Source organism: Nonomuraea sp. K271, from assembly GCF_009908215.1.
GTDB lineage: Bacteria > Actinomycetota > Actinomycetes > Streptosporangiales > Streptosporangiaceae > Nonomuraea > Nonomuraea longispora.
Map to the genome: position 1 here is coordinate 12,955 of NZ_JAAAHR010000115.1, position 18,439 is coordinate 31,393.

Here is an 18,439-nt window from a genome sequence, read left to right on the forward strand (position 1 = left end):
CGGCGGCCGGCACTTCCACGAATCGCCGCACGCCGCTGAGCTGGCCCGATAGGGTTTCCGGCGGGTACAGCGCGATCACAGGGGCGGGAAACGGCGGGAGGGCGGGGCGGCACGTGAACCACGGGACCCGGCTGGCGATGGGAGCCGTGGCCGGACTGACCGCGCTCATCCCCGTCTACTACCTGACCGAGGCGGCCGCCAGGGCCCTGCGCGCGGGCGTCGCCACCTTCGGCCCAGCGCCGTACGGCCTGGCCTACCTAGGCGCGGTGGCCGCCATCGTCACCGTGCTGGCCGCCTGGCCGCCGGCGGCGCTGTGCTGCGGTGTGCCACTGGCGTCGGCGGGCCTGCTGTTCGCGCTCGACCTGGACGCCGCGCTCGGCGCCGCCGGCCGGCTGCCCTGGGCCGGCTCGGGCGGGCTGCCGTGGGCGCGGCCGGACGGTGTGCCGTGGGCGCAGCCGGGCGAGCCACCCGGCACGCTGGCCGGGACGACCGGCCTCTACCTGCTCATCGGGGCGCTGCTGGTGCTCTCGGCGCTGCCGCCCGTACGGGTGCGATCTAAGCTGGGAGGGTGAGCGGGCGTGATCCGGATCGGCGCAGGACGCTGCTCGACGCGGCCGACCGGGTCATCACGAGGGAAGGCCCCGAGGTGTCGATGGCGGCCATCGCCGCCGAGGCGGGCGTCACCAAACCCATCCTCTACCGCCACTTCGGCGACAAGAGCGGTCTCTACCAGGCGCTGGCCGACCGCCACGTGCGCACGGTCATCGGCCGGCTGCGGCCCTGGCTCGCCGCTCCCGGCATCGACCCGCGCGGCCGGGCGAGAGCCGCCATCAGCGTCTACCTCGACCTGGTCTCCGCCAACTTCAACCTCTACCGGTTCCTGTTCGACCGGGCCGGGGCCGAGGACACCGCGCTCCGCTCCCGCATGACCTCCCTGGTGCGCGGCCTGGGGGAGGAGCTGGGCGGTGTGCTGGCCGCCGAGGGTGTGGTGGCCGACCCGGTGCGGGCGCAGGTGCTCGGGCACGCTTTCGTCGGCATGGTGCAGACGACCGGCGACTGGTGGCTGGAGCATCCGGAGGTGGACCGTACACAGGTGGTCGAGGGGCTGGTGGACGTGATCGCCGCCGCGCTCTCCGGCGCCCGAGCTCCGCACACCGTGGGAGGCGCCTGACCGGCGCCGCTCAGGCGCGGGACGCGCGTGCGCGCATCATCTGGAGCAGGTCCCATTCGTTCTCGCACACCCGCCGCCCGATCGCGGCCAGCTCGACCGACCGCGCGCCGCCGCGCAGGTGGCGCATGGTCTGCATGACGCAGATGACACCCCACTTGAGCACGCCGAACGTCTCCCACCAGCGCAGCGCCTCGCGGTCCACCGGTACGCCGCCCGCCCGCTCGTACGCGTCGATCAGGTCGTCGTAGTGCCCGAACCCGCCCACCGGCAGCGGCGAGCCGAACCGCCACGACTTCACGCACAACCAGCCGAGGTCCTCCAGCGGGTCGCCGGCGTGGGCGAGCTCCCAGTCCAGTACCGCCCTGATCCCCTCGGGGCCGACGATCAGGTTGCCGTTGCGGAAGTCGCCGTGCACGACGCTCACTGGCGAGGCGGGCGGACGGTCGGCCGCCAGCCGGCGCAACGCCAGCTCGAACACCGGGTGCGGCTCGCCGAGCCGGTCGAGCAGGTCGCGCCAGCTCGGCAGCGGGTCGCCCGGCTCCTCACGCGGCGCGCTGGAGAGCGGCATGCGGTGGACGGCCGCCAGCGCCCGCCCGCACTGGGCGGCCAGGCGGGGCCTGGCCGTGGCGTAGGCGTCGTCGCGCAGGATCCTGCGCGGGATCGTCTCGCCGGGCACCCGGGTCATGAGCAGGTACGACGCGCCGCAGGCGACGATCTCCGGCACCGGCACGCCCGCGTCCGCCGCGGCCCGCATCAGCCTCGCCTCGGACTCCAGGTCACCGCCGAACCCCTCATCCTGGAGGGCCGTGCCGGGCGAGCCGAGCCGCAGGACCAGCTCGTGCCGGCCGCCGCCCGGGTCGGTGACGTCCAGGGCCCATGTCTCCCTTGAGGCGCCGCCCGGCAGCCTGACGCTGGACGTGACGCGCGTGCCCGGGCCGAACGCCTCGGCGGCGATGGTGTGCGGGTCGTTCACCGGAGACCGAACTCCCAGGTGCCGCCTGCCGCGTACGTGCCCAGGACGCGGCGGCCCACCGCGTCGATGTGCACCTCGTCCGGCCCGTCGTAGATCCGCCCGGCCCGTGCGTGCCGGTACATCCGCTCCAGCGGGGTGTCGGGGGTCAGCCCGGCGGCGCCGTACACCTGGATGGCCCGGTCGATGACGTTGTGCAGCATGCGCGCCCCCACCACCTTGATCGCGCCGATCTCCACCCGCGCCTGCGAACCCGCGTCGATGGCCTCGGCGGCGTCGAGCGTGAGCAGCCTGGCGGCCTGGATCTCGGCGTAGGAGTCGAACACGTGCTGCCGCATGAGCTGCTTGGCGGCCAGCGGCTCGCCGAACGCGCTGCGTTCGTGCATCCTGCGGCACATCAGGTCGAAGGCCCGCTGCGCCTGTCCCAGCCAGCGCATGCAGTGGAAGATCCGGCCTGGGCCGAGCCGCTTCTGCGCGATGACGAACCCCTGCCCGCGCGGCCCGAGCAGGTTGCCGGCGGGTACGCGGACGTCGTCGTAGCGCACCTCGCAGTGAGCGCCGTCGAGCCCGAGCACGGGCGTTTCGCGCACGATCGTGTAGCCCGGGGTGCCGGTCGGCACCAGGATCATGGAGAACGCCAGGTGCGGCGGGGCGTCCTGCTCGGTCCTGCACATCACGGTCGTGTACGCCGCCCGCGACGCTCCCGTGGTGAACCATTTGTGCCCGTTGATGACCCATTCGTCCCCGTCGAGCACGGCGGCCGTCGTGATCTGTGTGGGATCGCTGCTCGACACCGCCGGCTCGGTCATCGCGAAGCTGGGCCAGATGTCGCCGCGCACCAGCGGGTCGAGATAGTGCTCCCGCTGCTCGGGCGAGGCGTGCTCGTGCAGCATCAGGGAGTCCTGCAGGGTGAACGTGCCGAGCGCGAGCTGGCCGTACTCGCTGCGTCCCTGCACCTCGTTGACGTAGACGTAGTCGAGGAACGGCAGTCCGCCGCCGCCGAGCTCGCGCGGGTGGCCGAGCGCCCACAGGCCCTCCTTCCTGGCCTCGGCCCGCAGCTCGTCCAGCGTCCGCGCGGCCTGCGGCCCGCCCGGGTGCAGCACCGGCTCGGCCGGCTCCACCCGCTCGGTCATGAACGCGTGGACGGCGTCGCGGACAGGGCGGACGCGGTCGGGCACGGCGAAGCTCATGCAAGGATCACAACGCCGGACGGCCGCCCCGTCAACAGAGGAAGCAGAGGTCAGGGCAGCCAGCTCACCTTGCCGCGCAGGAAGGCGTACCCGACGAAGGCGACGGCGTCGATCAGCGTGTGCGCCACGATCAGCGGCATCGCCCGCCCCCACCGCTGGTAGAGCCGCCCGAACACCACGCCCATCACCACGTTCCCGACGAACCCCCCGAACCCCTGATACAGGTGGTACGACCCCCGCAGCACCGACGAGACCGCGACGGCCTTCCACGGCGTCCAGCCGGCCTGCCCCAGCCGGTGCAGCAGGTAGCCGGCGACCAGCACCTCCTCCAGCACGCCGTTCTGCGCGGCGGCGAGCAGCAGCACCGGGACCTGCCACCACACCTCGGGCAGCGCGCCGGGCACGACGGTCAGGTTCACCCCCGACGCCCACACCGCGAGGTAGAACGCCAGCCCCGAGCCGCCGATGACGGCCGCCAGCGCCGCCCCCCGCCACAGGTCGCCGCCGGGCCTGCGGAAGTCGGCGCCGATCGTGCGCAGCGACTCGCCCGACCGCACCAGCAGGTACGCCACCAGCCCGACCGGCGCCACCGCGATCGCGATCTGAACCAGCTGCAACGCCAGGTCCAGCCAGGGCCGATCCGGCGCCATCGACCCGACGAGCACGGCCTGCTGACCCTTGAGCTCCTTCGGCGCCGTGAGCGCCCCGATCAGCCGGACGATCGCCACCAGAGCGCTGGCGCCGAGCGAGACCGACAGCACGACGATGACCTCGGCCCTGACGAGACGGGGCCCGAGCACAGGGGCGGGCGCGAGCGGAGACTGTGTGGTCATGGCCGCAGAGTAGCCTCTACATGATCGGACCCGAATAAAGGCCCCATACCTTCTCGGATAAAGGCCCCAGCGCCGGGCCGCATCCCGGGCACCTCCGCGGTGAGCCGGCCGAAACTACGCTGGACGGGTGACCCCTTCCAGCCCGCACGACGTCCCCACGGCGGCGCAGCTCGTCGCCGCCGTCCGCGACTTCCTCCAGACCGACGTGCTCCCGGCCGTGGACGGCAGGACGCGCTACCACGCCCGCGTCGCGATCAACGTGCTCGCCATGGTGCAGCGGGAGATCGAGCTCGGCTCCGGCCAGGCGGGCGAGCACGCGGCCCGGCTGGCCGCCCTCGGCATGGGCGGCGACGCCGCACTGGCCGCCGCCATCCGCGAGGGCCGGGTCGAGGACGGCGAGGAGCTGATCTCGGCGCTCGAGCGGGCCGTGCTGGCGAAGCTGGCGGTGGCCCACCCGGACTACCCGTCGGCCGGCTGACGGCCTGGACCCGTGCCGGCCCGCCCGCGGGAGGCGACGGGCCGGCACGCGCTCGCGTCAGTGGGAGCCGGTCAGGTCCAGGTCCTTGACCTTCGGTTCGCCCTCGTCGGCGAAGTAGTCGTCGCGCGCGGTCGCGTCGTCGCCGTCGGCCACCTTCGCGGCACGGAACAGCAGCGTGCCCAGCGCCGCCACGGCGAGGTTGACGATCAGCGCCAGGAACCCGGCGTAGACCGTCATCCTGGTGTCGAAGCCCAGGTTCGACAGCCCGAACGCCGAGCCGCCGAAGTGCTGCTTGCCGCTGGCCGGGTTGGGGATCAGGTAGAGCATCCACATGCCCGACGCCAGGCCGGCCGCCCAGCCCGCGATCAGACCGCTCCTGTGGAACCAGCGGGTGTAGAGCCCCAGCGCCACCGACGGCAGCGTCTGGAGGATGATCACGCCGCCGATGAGCTGCAGGTCGATGGAGAACTGCGGGTCGAGCAGCAGGATGCACAACACCGCGCCCACCTTGACCACCAGCGACACGATCTTGGAGACCTTGGCCTCCTGGGAGTCGGTGGCGTCCTTGTTGAGGTACTCGCGGTAAATGTTGCGGGTGAACAGGTTCGCCGCCGCGATCGACATGATCGCCGCGGGGACGAGGGCGCCGATGCCGACGGCGGCGTACGCGACGCCCGCGAACCAGTCGGGAAACATCTGGTCGAACAGCACCGGCACGATGGTGTTGGCGTCGGCCTTGCCGTTCTCGCCCACGACCGGCTTGGTGCCCGCCGCGATCGCCATGAACCCGAGCAGCGCGATCAGGCCGAGCACGAAGCTGTAGGCCGGCAGGGCCGACATGTTGCGCTTGATGACGTTGCGGTTCTTGGAGGCGAGCACGCCGGTGAGGCTGTGGGGGTAGAGGAACAGCGCCAGCGCAGAGCCGAACGCGAGCGTCACGTACTGGAGCTGGTTGCCGGCGTTGAGGAGGTAGCCGTCACCCTGCGCGGGCGTGGTGTCGAACTTGGCCTTGGCCGCGTCGAAGACGGAGTCCCAGCCGCCCAGCTGTGCCGGGATGTAGATGACCGCCGCCAGGATCACGATGTAGATCAGCGCGTCCTTGACGAACGCGATCAGCGCGGGCGCGCGCAGCCCCGACTGGTACGTGTACGCCGCCAGGATCGCGAACGCGATGACGATCGGCAGGTGCCCGGTGATGCCCATGGCCTTGAGTACCGCCTCGATGCCCACGAGCTGCAGCGCGATGTACGGCATCGTGGCCACGAGACCGGTGATCGCGACGGCCAGCGCCAGCGTCGGCGAGCCGAACCTGGCCCGTACGAAGTCGGCGGGCGTGACGAACCCGTGCACGTGCGAGACCGACCACATCCGTGCCAGCACCAGGAACACCAGCGGGTAGACGACCACCGTGTACGGCAGCGCGTAGAAGCCCAGGGCGCCGGCGCTGAACACCAGGGCGGGCACCGCCACGAACGTGTAGGCGGTGTAGAGGTCGCCGCCGACGAGGAACCAGGTGATCCACGAGCCGAAGCTGCGCCCGCCGAGGCCCCATTCCTTGAGGCTGGCCAGGTCGTCGGGCCGCCGCCAGCGCGAGGCGACGAACCCCATGCCGCTGACGAGGACGAACAGGAGCGTGAAGACGACCAGCTCGGTCACGTGCCCGCTCATCTGGTCATCCTGTAGACGATCGTGGTGCACGTGACGCCCACCACGATGAAGGCGAGCTGGAGCCAGTAGAAGAGCGGGAAGCCCAGCAGACGGGGCTCGTCGGCGTTGAACAGGAACGTCATCAACGGCAGCGCGATCGGCACGACGAGCAGCCAGTTCCATGGGCTGCGGTCGGTGCGTGGCTGCCCGGGTTCCCCGGTGGTCATCGACCCTCCGATGAATGGATCAGAGCCGCTTGGTGACAGGCTCCTGACGGTTAGTCAGCAGAGGGAGAGTAACTTCGCGGGGTTATGTAACCCAACGTCCCGAATGTTACGGTTTGGCCTAAATATGCGGAGGGTTCCCGGCATCCGAGACGCCGGGCCCGGCAGCGTCACGTCGCCCGTACCGACCCTAGTGACAGGTGCCGGACCGCCGTCAGAGTCGGTCGTCGAGTGGTCAATCGTGTGCGCCGAACGGTTCGCCGAACAAAACATGACATGAGGTGTCCTCTTTTGTCGCGACGATCGGTCGCATGATTGTCGTAGTGGCGGGCGCGACCCGCGGAACGGGACGAGGCATAGCGGTCGAGTTGGGCGCGATCGGGGCGACGGTGTACTGCGCCGCCAGGAGCACCCGCTCCGGGCGCTCGGAGATGGACCGCCCGGAGACCATCGAGGAGACGGCCGAACTGGTGACCGCGGCCGGCGGCACGGGCATCCCGGTCAGGACGGACTTCCTGCGGCCGGAGCAGGTGGCGGAGCTGGCCGGGCGGGTCGAACGCGACCACGGCCGGCTCGACGTGCTGGTCAACGACGTGTGGGGCGCCGACCACCTGTGGGAGTGGGACACGCCCGTCTGGAAGCACGACCTGGACAAGGGACTGCGCCTGCTCAGACTGGCCATCGACACCCACCTCATCAGCGCCAGGCACCTGTTCCCGCTGCTCGTCGCCAACGAGGGCGGGCTGGTGGTGGAGGTCACCGACGGCACCCGGGCCTACAACGAGACCCACTACCGGGAGAACGTCTACTACGACCTGGCCAAGTGGTCGGTGAACCGGCTGGCGTTGGCCTGGTCCACGGAGCTGCGCCCGCACGGCGGCACGGCCGTGGTGGTCACACCGGGTTTCCTGCGCTCGGAGGCGATGCTCGAGCACTACGGCGTCACCGAGGACACCTGGCGGGAGGCGACGATGCAGAGCGAGCACCAGCGCGCCTGGATGGTCTCCGAGACGCCCGCCTACATCGGCAGGGGCGTGGCCGCGCTCGCCCAGGACCCGGACAAGGCGCGCTGGTCGGGCCGGTCGGTGGAGAGCGGCGACCTGGCCGACGCGTACGGCGTCACCGACGTGGACGGCAGCCGCCCCCAGGTGTGGCGCTACATGACCGAGGTCCTCGACAAGGGCGGCGACGCCGGCTGGGAGGCCTACCGCTGACGCTCAGCGGCCATAGAGCCGCGCCATGCGGGCGGCGGCGTCGGCGAGCATCGCGCGCAGCTCGGGCGGGCCGAGCACCTCCGCCTCCGGCCCGAACCGCAGCACCTGCGAGTACGCCACGCGGGTCGACTCCACCGCCAGCCGTACGGTGCCGTCGTCCTGGAGTGAGGCGAGCGCGTCGTCGACCGCGGCCGGGTCGGCGACGTGCCGCAACATCCGCAGCCCGCGCTCGGTCAGCCGCAGCGTGACCACGTCCCTCAGCAGCGAGCGGCTGAACTCCGCCGACCGGCCGGCCCAGAAGCCGGCCAGGTCGAAGCCCGGGTCGCGGTCGAAGGGCTCGGCCAGCTCCGTGACCTCGCCGAACCGGTGCACCCGGAAGATGAGGAACCGGTCCCTGCGCCGGGCGGCCAGGTACCAGGCGCCCGCCTTGAGCACCAGCCCGTACGGCTCCAGCGTGCGGGCGGTGCCCTTGTAGACGGCCCGGACGCGGCGGTCGTTCCACACGGCCCTGGCCAGCGGCCCGAGCGCCGCCGGGGGCGGGTCGCCGCCGGCGAACCAGCCGGGCGCGTCCAGGTGGAAACGCTGCGCCGCGACCTCGGGGGCGTCGCGCAGGGCGGGCGAGAGCGCGGCGGCGGCCTTCAACCGGGCCGTGGCCGCGACGTCCGCCAGCCCCATCTCCCGCAGCGCCCCCGGCACCCCCGACAGGAACAGCGCCTCGGCCTCCGCCCTGTCCAGCCCGGTCAGCCGCGTACGGTAGCCGTCGAGCAGCCGGTAGCCGCCGCCCCGCCCGCGGTCGGCGTAGACGGGCACGCCCGCCTCCGACAGCGCGAGCACGTCGCGGTGCACGGTCCGCTCGGAGACCTCCAGCTCGGCGGCCAGCTCGGCCGCCGTCATCCCGCCCCGGCCCTGCAGGAGCAGGACCAGCGACATCAACCGCGAGGCGCGCACAGCGGCAACACCACGGCGGAGGGACGGTCGGGGGTGTGGAACACCTCGACGTCGGCGGGCACCATCGCGCCGTCCGACGCGAGCGCGTCGCCCGTGCCGGGGTTGCGGGCGATCGTCGGGTACGCTCCGGCCGCCACGTGAACCCTGATCCGGTGCTCGCGCCGGAACCGGTGCGCCATCGGCCACAGGTCCACCTCCACCCGGCGCACGCCGTCCCCGTCGTCCTGGCCGCCGGTCCCGTCTCCCGGGCTGAGGCGGCGCACGCCCTCGCACACGTTGACCGAGCGCCCGTCCGGGTGCACGTCGCACACCCGCACGACGACGTCCACGTACGGGGTGCTCGACCGGACGAACAGCTCCGCGCGGACCGGGCCGATCGTCTCGACGGCCTGCCCGAGCACGGGGGAGCTGTAGACCAGCACGTCGCGGCGCTGCTCCAGCCGCCGCTGGTCGCGGGGCCTGGAGTCGCCGAGCAGCACGGGCCCGCCGATCACCGGCGTGGGGTGGCCGGGGTGGTAGCGGAAACGGTCGGGTCCGGCCTCGCGCGGGCCCTCGGCCCCGAGGCCGAACCCGTGCTGCAGGTGCCAGCGCTGCTCCCGCATCCCGGGCACCGGCCAGTCGGAGTGGTCGCGCCACTCCCCGGCCCCCGTCACGTAGATCCGCACCGGGTCGGGGCGCAGCCGTGAGAAGTCGCCGAGCAGGTGCGCGCGGAACCAGGCCGTCGCCTCGATCAGCGTGGGACGTCCGTGCCGGGCGTCGATGTGGTACCACGGCCCGATCGTCAGGTAGGGCCGCCGTCCCGCCGCCCGCAGGGCCGCGTAGTCCTTGAGCTGCCAGGGGAGGAAGACGTCGTACCAGCCGCCCAGCATCGTCACCGCCGCGTCCACCTCGCCCACCTTGGGGGAGAAGTCGCGTTTGTCCCAGTAGGGGACGTGGGGGTCCGCGTGGTGCGTGATCAGGTCCTGGTAGAAGCGGAGCGGCCGGCCGGCCGAGACCACGTCCAGCTCGGCCACCGGCCGGCCCGACAGGACCGCCCTGCGGGTGAGCCGGGGCGCGGTCAGCACCGAGGCGCCGCCGAAGCGCCGCGACAGGCCGTCGGTGAGCGTCGTCCAGCTCAGCGCCGACTCCAGCGCGAACGCGCCGCCCACGTACGCGGCGTCACGGAACTGCGAGGCGGTGATCTGCAGGGCCATGGCCTTCAGCTCCGGCCCGGCGTAGGGCGCGATCGCCCACTGCGTGTAGCCCAGATAGGAGGGGCCGAACATGGCGAACGAGCCGCCGTACCAGGGCTGTTCGCGCAGCCACGCCACGGTGGCCAGCCCGTCGTCGTGCTCGTCGCCGAGCGGGTCGAGCGAGCCGCCGGAGCCGAAGCCGCCCCTGCAGCTCTGGATGACGACGTGGAAGCCCTGCCGGGCGAAACCACGGCCGTAGACCAGGCCGAGCCAGCCGCGCCGGCCGTACGGCGAGCGCATCAGGATGACCGGGGCCCGCCCGCCCGAGGCCGGGGCGTAGTGATCGGCCAGCAGCGTCACGCCGTCCAGCATCGGCACGGGAACATCACGCTGGAGCCGCACACGTCTCATGCACTTACCACTAACAGAAGCCGCCCCGGAGGCGGTATTCGGGGTGGAGCGCCCGCCCCGCCCCCTGCGGCTCAGGGGCGGGGCGGGCGTATGTGGCACCCGGGCGCTACTCCTTGTCCGGGCGCTCCGAGACGCGCACGGCGTTGACGAGGGTCGTACCCTCCCGCGTCGCGAAACGCACATTGAGCTGGCCGTCGGTGACCTTCACCGTGTACTGCCTGGACACGGCCGTGTACGTGCCCGCCTCCAGGGCCAGGTCGAGCGCCGGGATCGCGAGCTGCCCCTCGACGAGCACGTCGAAGACCCGCCGGCCCATCTTCATGTTGCCGAGCTCGGCGAAGTCCAGCTCGACGGTGTACGTCCCCGCCGGCACGCCGTCGAAGCGGTACTCCAGCATGCCCTCCCTCGCCGTCCTGAACAGCGACTGGTCGCCGGTGCCCCGGATGGTCCTGGACGTGCTGCGCGTGCGGCTGTGGTCGGCGACGTAGCCGTGGCCGCCCCTGACGTACTTCCTGTCAGGCGTCCAGACGTCACCGGCGTCGTCGGTCATGTTCCTGGAACCGCCCACGTCGACGGCCACCTGGTGCTTGGGCACCACGACCGTCACCGCGATCTCGATGGCCGGCTGGCGGCCGCTGGCCGACTTCACCAGCAGCGTCCCCTCGCGTACGGCGCCGGCGGCGACGCCGTCGCTGGACACCGTCACCTCCAGCCTCACCGACTTGCCCGTGGCCAGCCGGCCCTCCGACGGCGTCACGGTGAACCACTCGCCGCCCGTCACCGTGTACGGCGTGGGCGAGCCCAGGTTCGTCAGCTCCAGCGTCCTGGTGCGCGTGGCGTCGGAGGGCAGCACGACGGTCAGCTCCGCCGCCGACGCGCTCACGCGTCCCGTGACCAGCGCCGTGTCGATCGCCGTCACCACCGTGGGCGCGACCGTCACGGGCTGCGTGAACGTGCCGTAGTGCTCCTTGGACACCTCGACCTCGTAGTCGCCCGCCAGCACCTGGCCGTAGAACCGGCCGTCCTCGCCGGTGGTGAACGTGGCCACTTCGCCCACCTTCACCGTCGCCCCGGCCAGCGGGTCGCCGTCGTTGGCGTCGGTGACCGCCCCCATGACCAGGCCGTGCCTGCCGGCCGTGAGGGCCACGCTCTGGCCTGCGGCCAGCACCGCCTCGTTGTGGGAGTAGAGCAGCGCGTCGTCGCCCGCCGCGTTCTCCACGCCGATGGTGGCGCTGTTGCCCTGCTCGCGCTCGCTGTCGATGTCCTTGTACCGGAAGCCGATAGAGCCGTTCTCGCCCAGCAGCGCCGCGAACGACAACCGCTGCGCCGTGTCGTTGTAGAAGGTGACGTTGCGCCATTCGATGACGAACGTACGGTTCGGCGCCGTGCCCGTCACCGCCGTGTAGACACCGCCCTCCGCGTCCACCCTGAGGTCGTCCCAGTACGGGTAGACCGCGTTGTTCGGGGTGCCCGACGCCGGCAGGGTGCCGTTGCCGGCGGCGGTCACCCGGTCGGCGGCGAAGGTGGCGAACCCGTTCGTGGCGATCCAGGCCTTGGTGTGGCCGGTGCCGTAGAAGGGCACCGCGAACGGCAGGGTCACCTGCTCGGCCTCGTCGTCACCGGTCAGCGCCAGCTTCTCGGTGCCCGCCACGTACTCCTGCGCGCCGACCGCGCAGGTGTAGCCGAAGGTGTCGCCGCGCAGCGGGAGCTCGACGTCCTCGACCACGTCTCCCGCCACCGTCACCTCGGCCGTCGCGCCGCTGGAGCAGCGGGAGGCGGGGGTCACGGCCAGCTCGTAGTCGCCGTGCGGCAGCGTCATGCTGTAGCGGCCCGACGCGTCGGTCACCGCGCTCACCGGCGTGCCGGTGGCCGTCACCGTCGCGCCGGCCTCCGGCTCGCCCGCCGTGGTGACCGTCCCTGACACCGTGCCCGACGCCTTCTGAGTCATGGTCACGTCCGCGGTCGCCGTCGCCCCGGCGGTGATCGTCACGGTGACGGTGGCCGTGTCGTAGCCGAACTTCCCGGCGCTGAGCTCGTACTCGCCGGGCAGCAGGCGGGGGATGGCGTAAGCGCCGTCCTCGCCGGTGGTCACGCTCCTGGTCAGCGGCCCGGTCACCGTGACCGTCACCCCGGGCACCGGCTCGCCGCCCGCGGTGACCGCGCCCTGGAGGCCGCCGACCTCCTCGGCCGGCGCGGCCTGCACGGCGGCGAAGGTGTCGAGCCTGCCCTCGCCCCACACGTTGTTGTCGGCCGCCGTGCCGCCGCAGGTGGTGTCGTCGACGTCCACGGCGGTGGTGTCCAGCAGCGGCCGGGTGGCCTCCACGTCACCGGCCAGGGCGGGGGCCGCCGACCAGATCAGCGCCACCGTGGCCGCCACGTGCGGGGAGGCCATCGACGTGCCGGTGGAGGTGCCGTAGCCGTTGCCGGGCGTCGAGGAGCGCACGTTGACGGCGGGTGCGGCGATGTTCGGCTTGATCTCGCCGTTCTCGCCGGCGCCCTTGCTGGAGTTGCGGTACAGCGCGTTGTCGATGTCGAAGCCGCCCGCGCTGTAGCTCATCACGTACTGGCCGGGGGAGCCGGAGGTCGTGCAGCCGGGCCCCTCGTTGCCGTTGGCGAAGGCCGGGAAGATGCCGGCCGCGATCCACGCCTCGACGACCGGCTTGTACCACGGGTCGAACCCGTCGCCGCCCCAGGAGTTGTTGACGATGTCGGGCGCCAGGTCGGGGCGCGGGTTCTCACCGTTCATGTCGGTGGGCGCGAGCATCCACTGGCCGGAGGCCAGCAGTGACGCGTCGCTGCAGAAGTTGGACTCGCAGCCCTTGGCCGCGATCCACCGGGCGCCCGGCGCGACGCCGATGCCGTTGGCGCCGACCATGGTCCCCATGGTGTGGGTGCCGTGGCCGTTGTTGTCGCACGGTGCGGGCGACGGGCAGACGCCGGCCGGGTCGAACCAGTTGTAGTCATGGCTGTACGAGCCGTCCGTGTTCGTACCCCGGTAGCTCGCGACCAGTTCGGGGTGGTCGAACTGGGCGCCGGAGTCGATGTGGGCGATGACGATGCCCTCGCCCCGGTTGCCCAGCTCGTTCCAGACGCGAGGGGCGTTGACCCGGTCGATGTTCCACTCGACCGCGTTCACCCTGGCCTCGGCCTTGCCGGGCGTCGGCTTGGGGATCGCGACGGTGCGTGCCGGGTCGATGCGGTCGACCTCGGGCAGTTTGGCGATCTCCGCCGCCAGCTTCTCGTCCGCGGTGACCCGCACCGCGTTGACGATCCAGTACGGGGTGTACTCGGCGCGCTGGGAGTCCAATAACCTGCGTAAGCCCGCCTGGGAGGCGGTCGCTCGTTCGGTCTTGGCCTTGTAGACCTGCTCGGCCTTGGCGTCCTTGGTCTTGGCCCGGCGGGCGCCGCTCAGATCGGCGGATCCCTTCATCCGGACCCAGAAGGTGGCTTTGTCGTTCTGCGTCAGCTGCGCCTGGACGACAGTGTCGATCTTGTCCGGGTCGATCTTGCCCGGGTCGGGCGCCGCCTCGGCCGCCTGGGGGATGAGGAGGCCGACGGCGGTGATGATCCCGGTGAGGATCGCACGCCAGCGGGGGGTGTGGGGCACGCGCTCTCCTTAGGACAAGGGAGGTGATCTTTACGCCTCTGGGGAGAAGAGTGAAGAGATCTTGTCCGGAAAGCAATACTTGTCATGAAATGTTACTTTGCGATAAGAAATGTAATCTGGTCAGCTGAAATATCGCGGCAGGAACCACCTGCACGGCCCGGTCCGTTCCGGGTCTTCGCGCAGGTGAAGGGGCCGTCGCCGCGCCCCGCTGTCGCGCCCGGCAAGGCACCGCCGGGCGGCCGGCTCCTGTGACCGAGGTCTGCACGCGCGTCGCCGGCGCCGCGACCGGCAGGGCGAACGCCCGCCCCCCTGTGGCCGGGCAGGGCCGCCGCTCATGAGCCGGGTGCGCCGTGGTGACCTCCTCGCTCGGTGACCTCGCCGACCCTCCGTGGTGACCCCGGCGGGTCGCGTTGCGCGATCATGGTCGGGCGGCTAACCTGTCCCCATGCGAAATCACACCCAGCTCCAGTGGTGGCGCCGCTTCTAGGCGGCGCGTGTTTCGCATTCCTCAGAAGACGGCCGCCCCGGATGGCGGCCTTTCTCGTGTCCGCCCCCGGGGGCTCATCATGTTGACGTGATAAGGGGCAGCAAGTGGAGACGAGCGGATATACCACCGCGGGGGGCATCGTCGTCGAGCGCGAGACGCGCGAAGTGGACGAGGCGCTGCTCGAAGAGATCGTGACGGCCCTCGGCGACAGACGCGGGGGCGCCTTCTCCTCGGGCATGGACTATCCGGGCCGCTACAGCCGCTGGGCGTTCGGCTACGTCGATCCCTGCCTCGAACTGGTCGCCAAGGGCCGCAACATCGCGGCCATCGCGCTCAACGAGCGCGGCAGGGTCGTGCTGCCCGTCGTCGCCTCCTGCCTGCTGGCCGCGGGCAAGCCCGTCGCCGAGCCCACGTCCGACCGCGTCGAGGTGCACGTGGCCGACTCGGAGGACCTCCTGCCGGAGGAACTGCGCAGCCGCCGGCCCACCGTGTTCACCGCGATCCGCGAGGTCATCGCCGCCTTCAAGGGCGACGACCCCCACCTCGGCCTCTACGGCGCCTTCGGCTACGACCTGGCCTTCCAGTTCGAGCCGATCCGGCAGGAGCTCGTCCGCCCCGACGACCAGCGCGACCTCGTGCTGCACCTGCCCGACCGGCTCGTCGTGATCGACCGGCAGCGCGAGACCAGCCTCGAGTTCCGTTACGAGTTCACCGTAGACGGAGCCACCACCCGCGGCCTCGACAGGACCGGCGACACCGCGCCCCAGGTCGCCCCCTCCCAGGTGCCGCCCGACCCGGAGAAGGGCGCATACGCCGAGGTCGTGGCCGCCGCCAAGGAGAAGTTCAAGCGCGGCGACCTGTTCGAGGTGGTGCCCGGCCAGGTCTTCCACGCCCCCTGCTCCGACCCGTCCGCCTTCTACCGCGGTCTGCGTCACAGCAACCCCGCCCCGTACGAGTTCATCATCAGCCTCGGCGAGGGCGAGCACCTCGTCGGCGCCTCGCCCGAGATGTACGTCAGGGTGAACGGCGACCGCGTCGAGACCTGCCCCATCTCCGGCACCATCGCCCGCGGCAGCAACCCTGTCGAGGACGCCGAGGCCATCCGCACCCTCCTGTCCAGTGTCAAGGAGGAGTCGGAGCTGACCATGTGCACCGACGTCGACCGCAACGACAAGTCGCGCATCTGCCTGCCCGGCACGGTCAAGGTCATCGGCCGCCGCCAGATCGAGCTCTACTCCCGCCTGATCCACACCGTCGACCACATCGAGGGCCGGCTGCGCCCCGAGTTCGACGCGCTCGACGCCTTCCTGACCCACATGTGGGCCGTCACGGTCACCGGCGCCCCCAAGACGTGGGCCATGCAGTTCATCGAGGACCACGAGGCCACCACCCGCCGGTGGTACGGCGGCGCCATCGGCGTCATCGGCTTCGACGGCTCCATGAACACCGGCCTGACCCTGCGTACCGCCCAGATCAAGAACGGCGTGGCCACCGTGCGGGCCGGCGCCACGCTGCTGTTCGACTCCGACCCCGAAGCCGAGGAGCGCGAGACCGAGCTGAAGGCCAGCGCGCTGCTCGGCGCCCTGGCCGCGGTCGGCAGGACCGGCACGGAGGCCGCCGCCGAGAGCAGGGAGCAGCCCGGCCAGGGCATGCAGGTGCTGCTCGTCGACCACGAGGACTCCTTCGTCAACACCCTGGCCGACTATTTCCGCCAGGAGGGCGCCGCCGTGACGACGCTGCGCCACGGCTTCCCGTCCCACATGCTCGACGAGATCGCCCCCGACCTGGTGGTGCTCTCGCCCGGCCCCGGCTGGCCGACCGACTTCGGCATGTCGGCGCTGCTCGACCAGGTCTACGCCCGCGACCTTCCGGTCTTCGGCGTCTGCCTCGGCCTGCAGGCCATGGTCGAGCACGCCGGCGGCACGCTGGAACTGCTCGACTACCCCGAGCACGGCAAGCGTGGCCGGGTCGCCCGGCTCGGGGACAGCGCGCTGCTGGAGGGGCTGCCCGCCGAGTTCACCGCGGCCCGCTACCACTCGCTGCACGCCAAGCGGCCCGGCGTCGTCGGTTTCACCCCGACCGCGCTCACGCCCGACGGCAACGTCATGGCCGTTGAGGACACCGAGCGGCGGCGCTTCGCCGTGCAGTTCCACCCCGAGTCGATCCTGACGCAGGAGGCCGGCGCGGGCGCGAAGGTCATCGCCAACGTGCTGCGTCTCTGCCGTAGGTAAAACGCCCGCGGGAGCGTGCGGGGCTCCCCTAGAGTTCCCGCATGCTCCCCGCAGACCTGCCCGGCACGGTGCGCGACGCGCTGCTCGCCCCGCTCGTCGACCACCACTGTCACGGGGTGCGGCGAGACGACCTGACGAGAGCCGAGTTCGAGCTGCTCATCAACGAGGGGGGCAGCCCGGCGCCCCCCGGCACCACCCACTTCGACACGCCGTTCGGCGCGGCGGTGCGCCGCTGGTGCGCGCCGCTGCTCGATCTTGAGCCGCACGCGCCGCCCGCCGTCTACCTCGCCCGCCGCGCCGAACTGGGCGCGGGCGAGGTCAACAGGCGGTTCCTGGCGGCGTCAGGCGTGGTGGCCTTCCTGGTGGACACGGAACCGGCCGGCGCCTGGGAGGAGGGCGAACTGCTGTCGGCCACCGAGATGGGCCGCCACGGCGGCGCCGCGGCCGACGAGCTCGTACGGATCGAGGCCGTCGAGCGCGACGTGGCCGAGACGGCGCAGATCTCCGTCGACTACCTCGACGACCTCGGCGAGGAGCTGACCGCCAGGGCCGCCAGGGCGGTCGGGTTCACCACGGTCATCGGGTCGCTCCACGGCCTCGACTTCGACCCGTCCCGGCCCAGCAGGGGCTCGGTGATCGCGGCGGTCAACCGGCGCCTGTCGGAGCCCAAGGAGCCGCTGACCGACCCCGTCCTGCTGCGCCACCTGCTGTGGATCGCGATCGACGTGGCCAGGGAGCGGGGGCTGCCCGTGCAGTTCCACACCGGCTTCGGCGGCTCGGGGCCCGACCTGCACCGCAGCGACCCGGCCAGGCTGAGCGCCCTGGTCAGGGCCTTGCAGCCGGCGTCCGTACCGGTGGTCCTGCTGCACTGCTACCCGTTCCACCGCCAGGCCGCCTACCTGGCGGGCCTCTACCCGCACGTCTACGTGGACGTCGGGCTCGCGCTCCCGCACACCGCCGCCGCCTCGGCGAGGGTCGTGGAGGAGCTGCTGGAGCTGGCGCCGTTCCACAAGCAGGTGTTCGGCTCCGGCTGCCACGCCGTGGCCGAGACGGGCTACCTGGGCGCGCTGTCCTACCGGCGGGCGATGGGCGCGGCGCTGCGGGCCAGGCTCGGTTCGGAGGAGTGGAGCGTCGCGGACGCGGCCAGGGTCGCCCACATGATCGGCTCGGGCAACGCCCGCCGGATCTACCGGCTGTGACGTGGGGCTTCGGGGGGAGGCGCCGAGACCGTCAGGTTCTCCCTACGGCCCTCGGTCAACCGGACGTCCGCGATCACGCGTGCCGGCGGCGCCCGTCCCTGGGCGGCCGCGCCAGAGCCGTGCCTCGACGACATTCCCGCTGAGCAGTTCGGCGCTCACCTCGACTTCCCCTCCCGCGGCGCGGGCACGCTCGGCGGCGACCGCCACCGTCCCCTCGCAGTGCTTCCTGGTGTCGAAGCCGGCGGCCTCCCGGTGAGTTCTCCCTCACGCCATGCTTCCGGATCGGGCATCCGTGCACGTCGACGGCCGGCCACCCGAGGCCGGCCGCTACGAATGGGCGCACGTTAAACGCCGGGTTCGAGAGGGTAGAGCTGGACATGTCCGTGGCGTTGTCGGCGACGTCGGACACGGGGAACGTTCGGGGGCACGATGCAAGCGTTCGTGATGAAGGAGATCGGGCAGGTCGGTTTGGTGGGCAAGCCGGTTCCGCGGCCTGGTCCCCTGGATGCCGTCGTACGGACGACTGCGGCGAGATGGAGCGTGCTTTCGAGGTCTCGGACAAGAAGCTCGATGACGTGGTGAAAGTGCTGATCACGTTTGCGTGACGGTAGCTGATCAGCGTCCGGTGACGGGTAGCGGTGGCGGGTAGCGGTGGCG

Annotated in this window: 14 protein-coding genes; 6 read left to right on the forward strand and 8 right to left on the reverse strand. The window is 71.9% G+C overall.

Features of this window, described 5'->3' with window-relative positions; all coding sequences use genetic code 11:
* Positions 1-113: 113 nt before the first annotated feature.
* A complete protein-coding gene (locus tag GUY59_RS31555) occupies positions 114-572 on the forward strand; it encodes a hypothetical protein (RefSeq protein WP_138201731.1) in 459 nt (152 codons plus the stop codon).
* Entirely contained in the window at positions 569-1,171 is a 603-nt protein-coding gene (locus GUY59_RS31560) for a TetR/AcrR family transcriptional regulator (protein WP_138201732.1), read from the forward strand. The genes GUY59_RS31555 and GUY59_RS31560 overlap by 4 nt, the downstream gene beginning before the upstream one ends.
* Positions 1,172-1,181: 10 nt before the next feature.
* Here the strand turns inward: GUY59_RS31560 and GUY59_RS31565 are convergent, their stop codons facing one another.
* From GUY59_RS31565 to GUY59_RS31575, 3 genes are read right to left on the reverse strand one after another with little or no spacing between them, the layout of a single operon-like run.
* Entirely contained in the window at positions 1,182-2,144 is a 963-nt protein-coding gene (locus GUY59_RS31565) for a phosphotransferase family protein (RefSeq protein ID WP_252374992.1), read from the reverse strand.
* A complete protein-coding gene (locus tag GUY59_RS31570) occupies positions 2,141-3,331 on the reverse strand; it encodes an acyl-CoA dehydrogenase family protein (protein ID WP_138201733.1) in 1,191 nt (396 codons plus the stop codon). Before GUY59_RS31570 ends, GUY59_RS31565 begins: the two co-directional genes overlap by 4 nt.
* A 50-nt stretch (positions 3,332-3,381) precedes the next feature.
* Positions 3,382-4,164, reverse strand: a complete 783-nt coding sequence (locus GUY59_RS31575) for a CPBP family intramembrane glutamic endopeptidase (RefSeq protein WP_132333560.1) — start codon at positions 4,162-4,164, stop codon at positions 3,382-3,384.
* A 127-nt stretch (positions 4,165-4,291) separates the two neighbouring features.
* On the opposite strand from GUY59_RS31575, the gene GUY59_RS49170 reads away from it, so the two are divergent.
* The gene (locus GUY59_RS49170) at positions 4,292-4,642 is read left to right on the forward strand and encodes a DUF6285 domain-containing protein (protein ID WP_138201734.1); all 351 of its coding nucleotides are present in this window, start codon (positions 4,292-4,294) and stop codon (positions 4,640-4,642) included.
* Positions 4,643-4,699: 57 nt separating this feature from the next.
* Here GUY59_RS49170 and mctP read toward each other — a convergent pair whose 3' ends face one another.
* Together mctP and GUY59_RS31590 are read right to left on the reverse strand one after the other, a co-directional pair.
* Complete coding sequence (gene mctP, locus GUY59_RS31585; RefSeq protein WP_138201735.1) at positions 4,700-6,310, reverse strand: monocarboxylate uptake permease MctP; 1,611 nt, start codon at positions 6,308-6,310, stop codon at positions 4,700-4,702.
* Positions 6,307-6,516, reverse strand: coding sequence for a DUF3311 domain-containing protein (locus GUY59_RS31590; protein ID WP_132637286.1), 210 nt, complete (start codon positions 6,514-6,516; stop codon positions 6,307-6,309). Before GUY59_RS31590 ends, mctP begins: the two co-directional genes overlap by 4 nt.
* Positions 6,517-6,824: 308 nt before the next feature.
* Between GUY59_RS31590 and GUY59_RS31595 the strand changes: the two genes are divergently transcribed.
* The gene (locus GUY59_RS31595; protein WP_138201736.1) at positions 6,825-7,727 is read left to right on the forward strand and encodes an SDR family oxidoreductase; all 903 of its coding nucleotides are present in this window, start codon (positions 6,825-6,827) and stop codon (positions 7,725-7,727) included.
* 3 nt (positions 7,728-7,730) lie between these two features.
* On the opposite strand, the gene GUY59_RS31600 is transcribed toward GUY59_RS31595, so the two are convergent.
* From GUY59_RS31600 to GUY59_RS31610, 3 genes are all read right to left on the reverse strand, one after another.
* Positions 7,731-8,675, reverse strand: coding sequence for a helix-turn-helix transcriptional regulator (locus tag GUY59_RS31600; protein WP_138201737.1), 945 nt, complete (start codon positions 8,673-8,675; stop codon positions 7,731-7,733).
* Positions 8,657-10,258 carry a CocE/NonD family hydrolase gene (locus GUY59_RS31605; protein ID WP_201761572.1) on the reverse strand — a complete coding sequence of 534 codons (1,602 nt, stop codon included), beginning with the start codon at positions 10,256-10,258 and terminating at the stop codon, positions 8,657-8,659. Before GUY59_RS31605 ends, GUY59_RS31600 begins: the two co-directional genes overlap by 19 nt.
* Positions 10,259-10,364: 106 nt before the next feature.
* Positions 10,365-13,865, reverse strand: a complete 3,501-nt coding sequence (locus tag GUY59_RS31610; protein WP_138201738.1) for a S8 family serine peptidase — start codon at positions 13,863-13,865, stop codon at positions 10,365-10,367.
* Between the two features lie 591 nt (positions 13,866-14,456).
* Here GUY59_RS31610 and GUY59_RS31615 point away from each other — a divergent pair.
* The gene (locus tag GUY59_RS31615) at positions 14,457-16,583 is read left to right on the forward strand and encodes an anthranilate synthase component I (RefSeq protein ID WP_138201739.1); all 2,127 of its coding nucleotides are present in this window, start codon (positions 14,457-14,459) and stop codon (positions 16,581-16,583) included.
* A gap of 41 nt (positions 16,584-16,624) precedes the next feature.
* Complete coding sequence (locus GUY59_RS31620) at positions 16,625-17,782, forward strand: amidohydrolase family protein (protein WP_138201740.1); 1,158 nt, start codon at positions 16,625-16,627, stop codon at positions 17,780-17,782.
* The last annotated feature ends 657 nt before the right edge of the window (positions 17,783-18,439 follow it).

Coding starts and splice junctions, on each gene's coding strand:
- GUY59_RS31570 (WP_138201733.1), bottom strand. CDS start 3,331: ATGAGCTTCGCCGTGCCCGACCGCGTCCGCCCTGTCCGCGACGCCGTC.
- GUY59_RS31575 (WP_132333560.1), bottom strand. CDS start 4,164: ATGACCACACAGTCTCCGCTCGCGCCCGCCCCTGTGCTCGGGCCCCGT.
- mctP (WP_138201735.1), bottom strand. CDS start 6,310: ATGAGCGGGCACGTGACCGAGCTGGTCGTCTTCACGCTCCTGTTCGTC.
- GUY59_RS31590 (WP_132637286.1), bottom strand. CDS start 6,516: ATGACCACCGGGGAACCCGGGCAGCCACGCACCGACCGCAGCCCATGG.
- GUY59_RS31595 (WP_138201736.1), top strand. CDS start 6,825: ATGATTGTCGTAGTGGCGGGCGCGACCCGCGGAACGGGACGAGGCATA.
- GUY59_RS31605 (WP_201761572.1), bottom strand. CDS start 10,258: ATGAGACGTGTGCGGCTCCAGCGTGATGTTCCCGTGCCGATGCTGGAC.
- GUY59_RS31620 (WP_138201740.1), top strand. CDS start 16,625: ATGCTCCCCGCAGACCTGCCCGGCACGGTGCGCGACGCGCTGCTCGCC.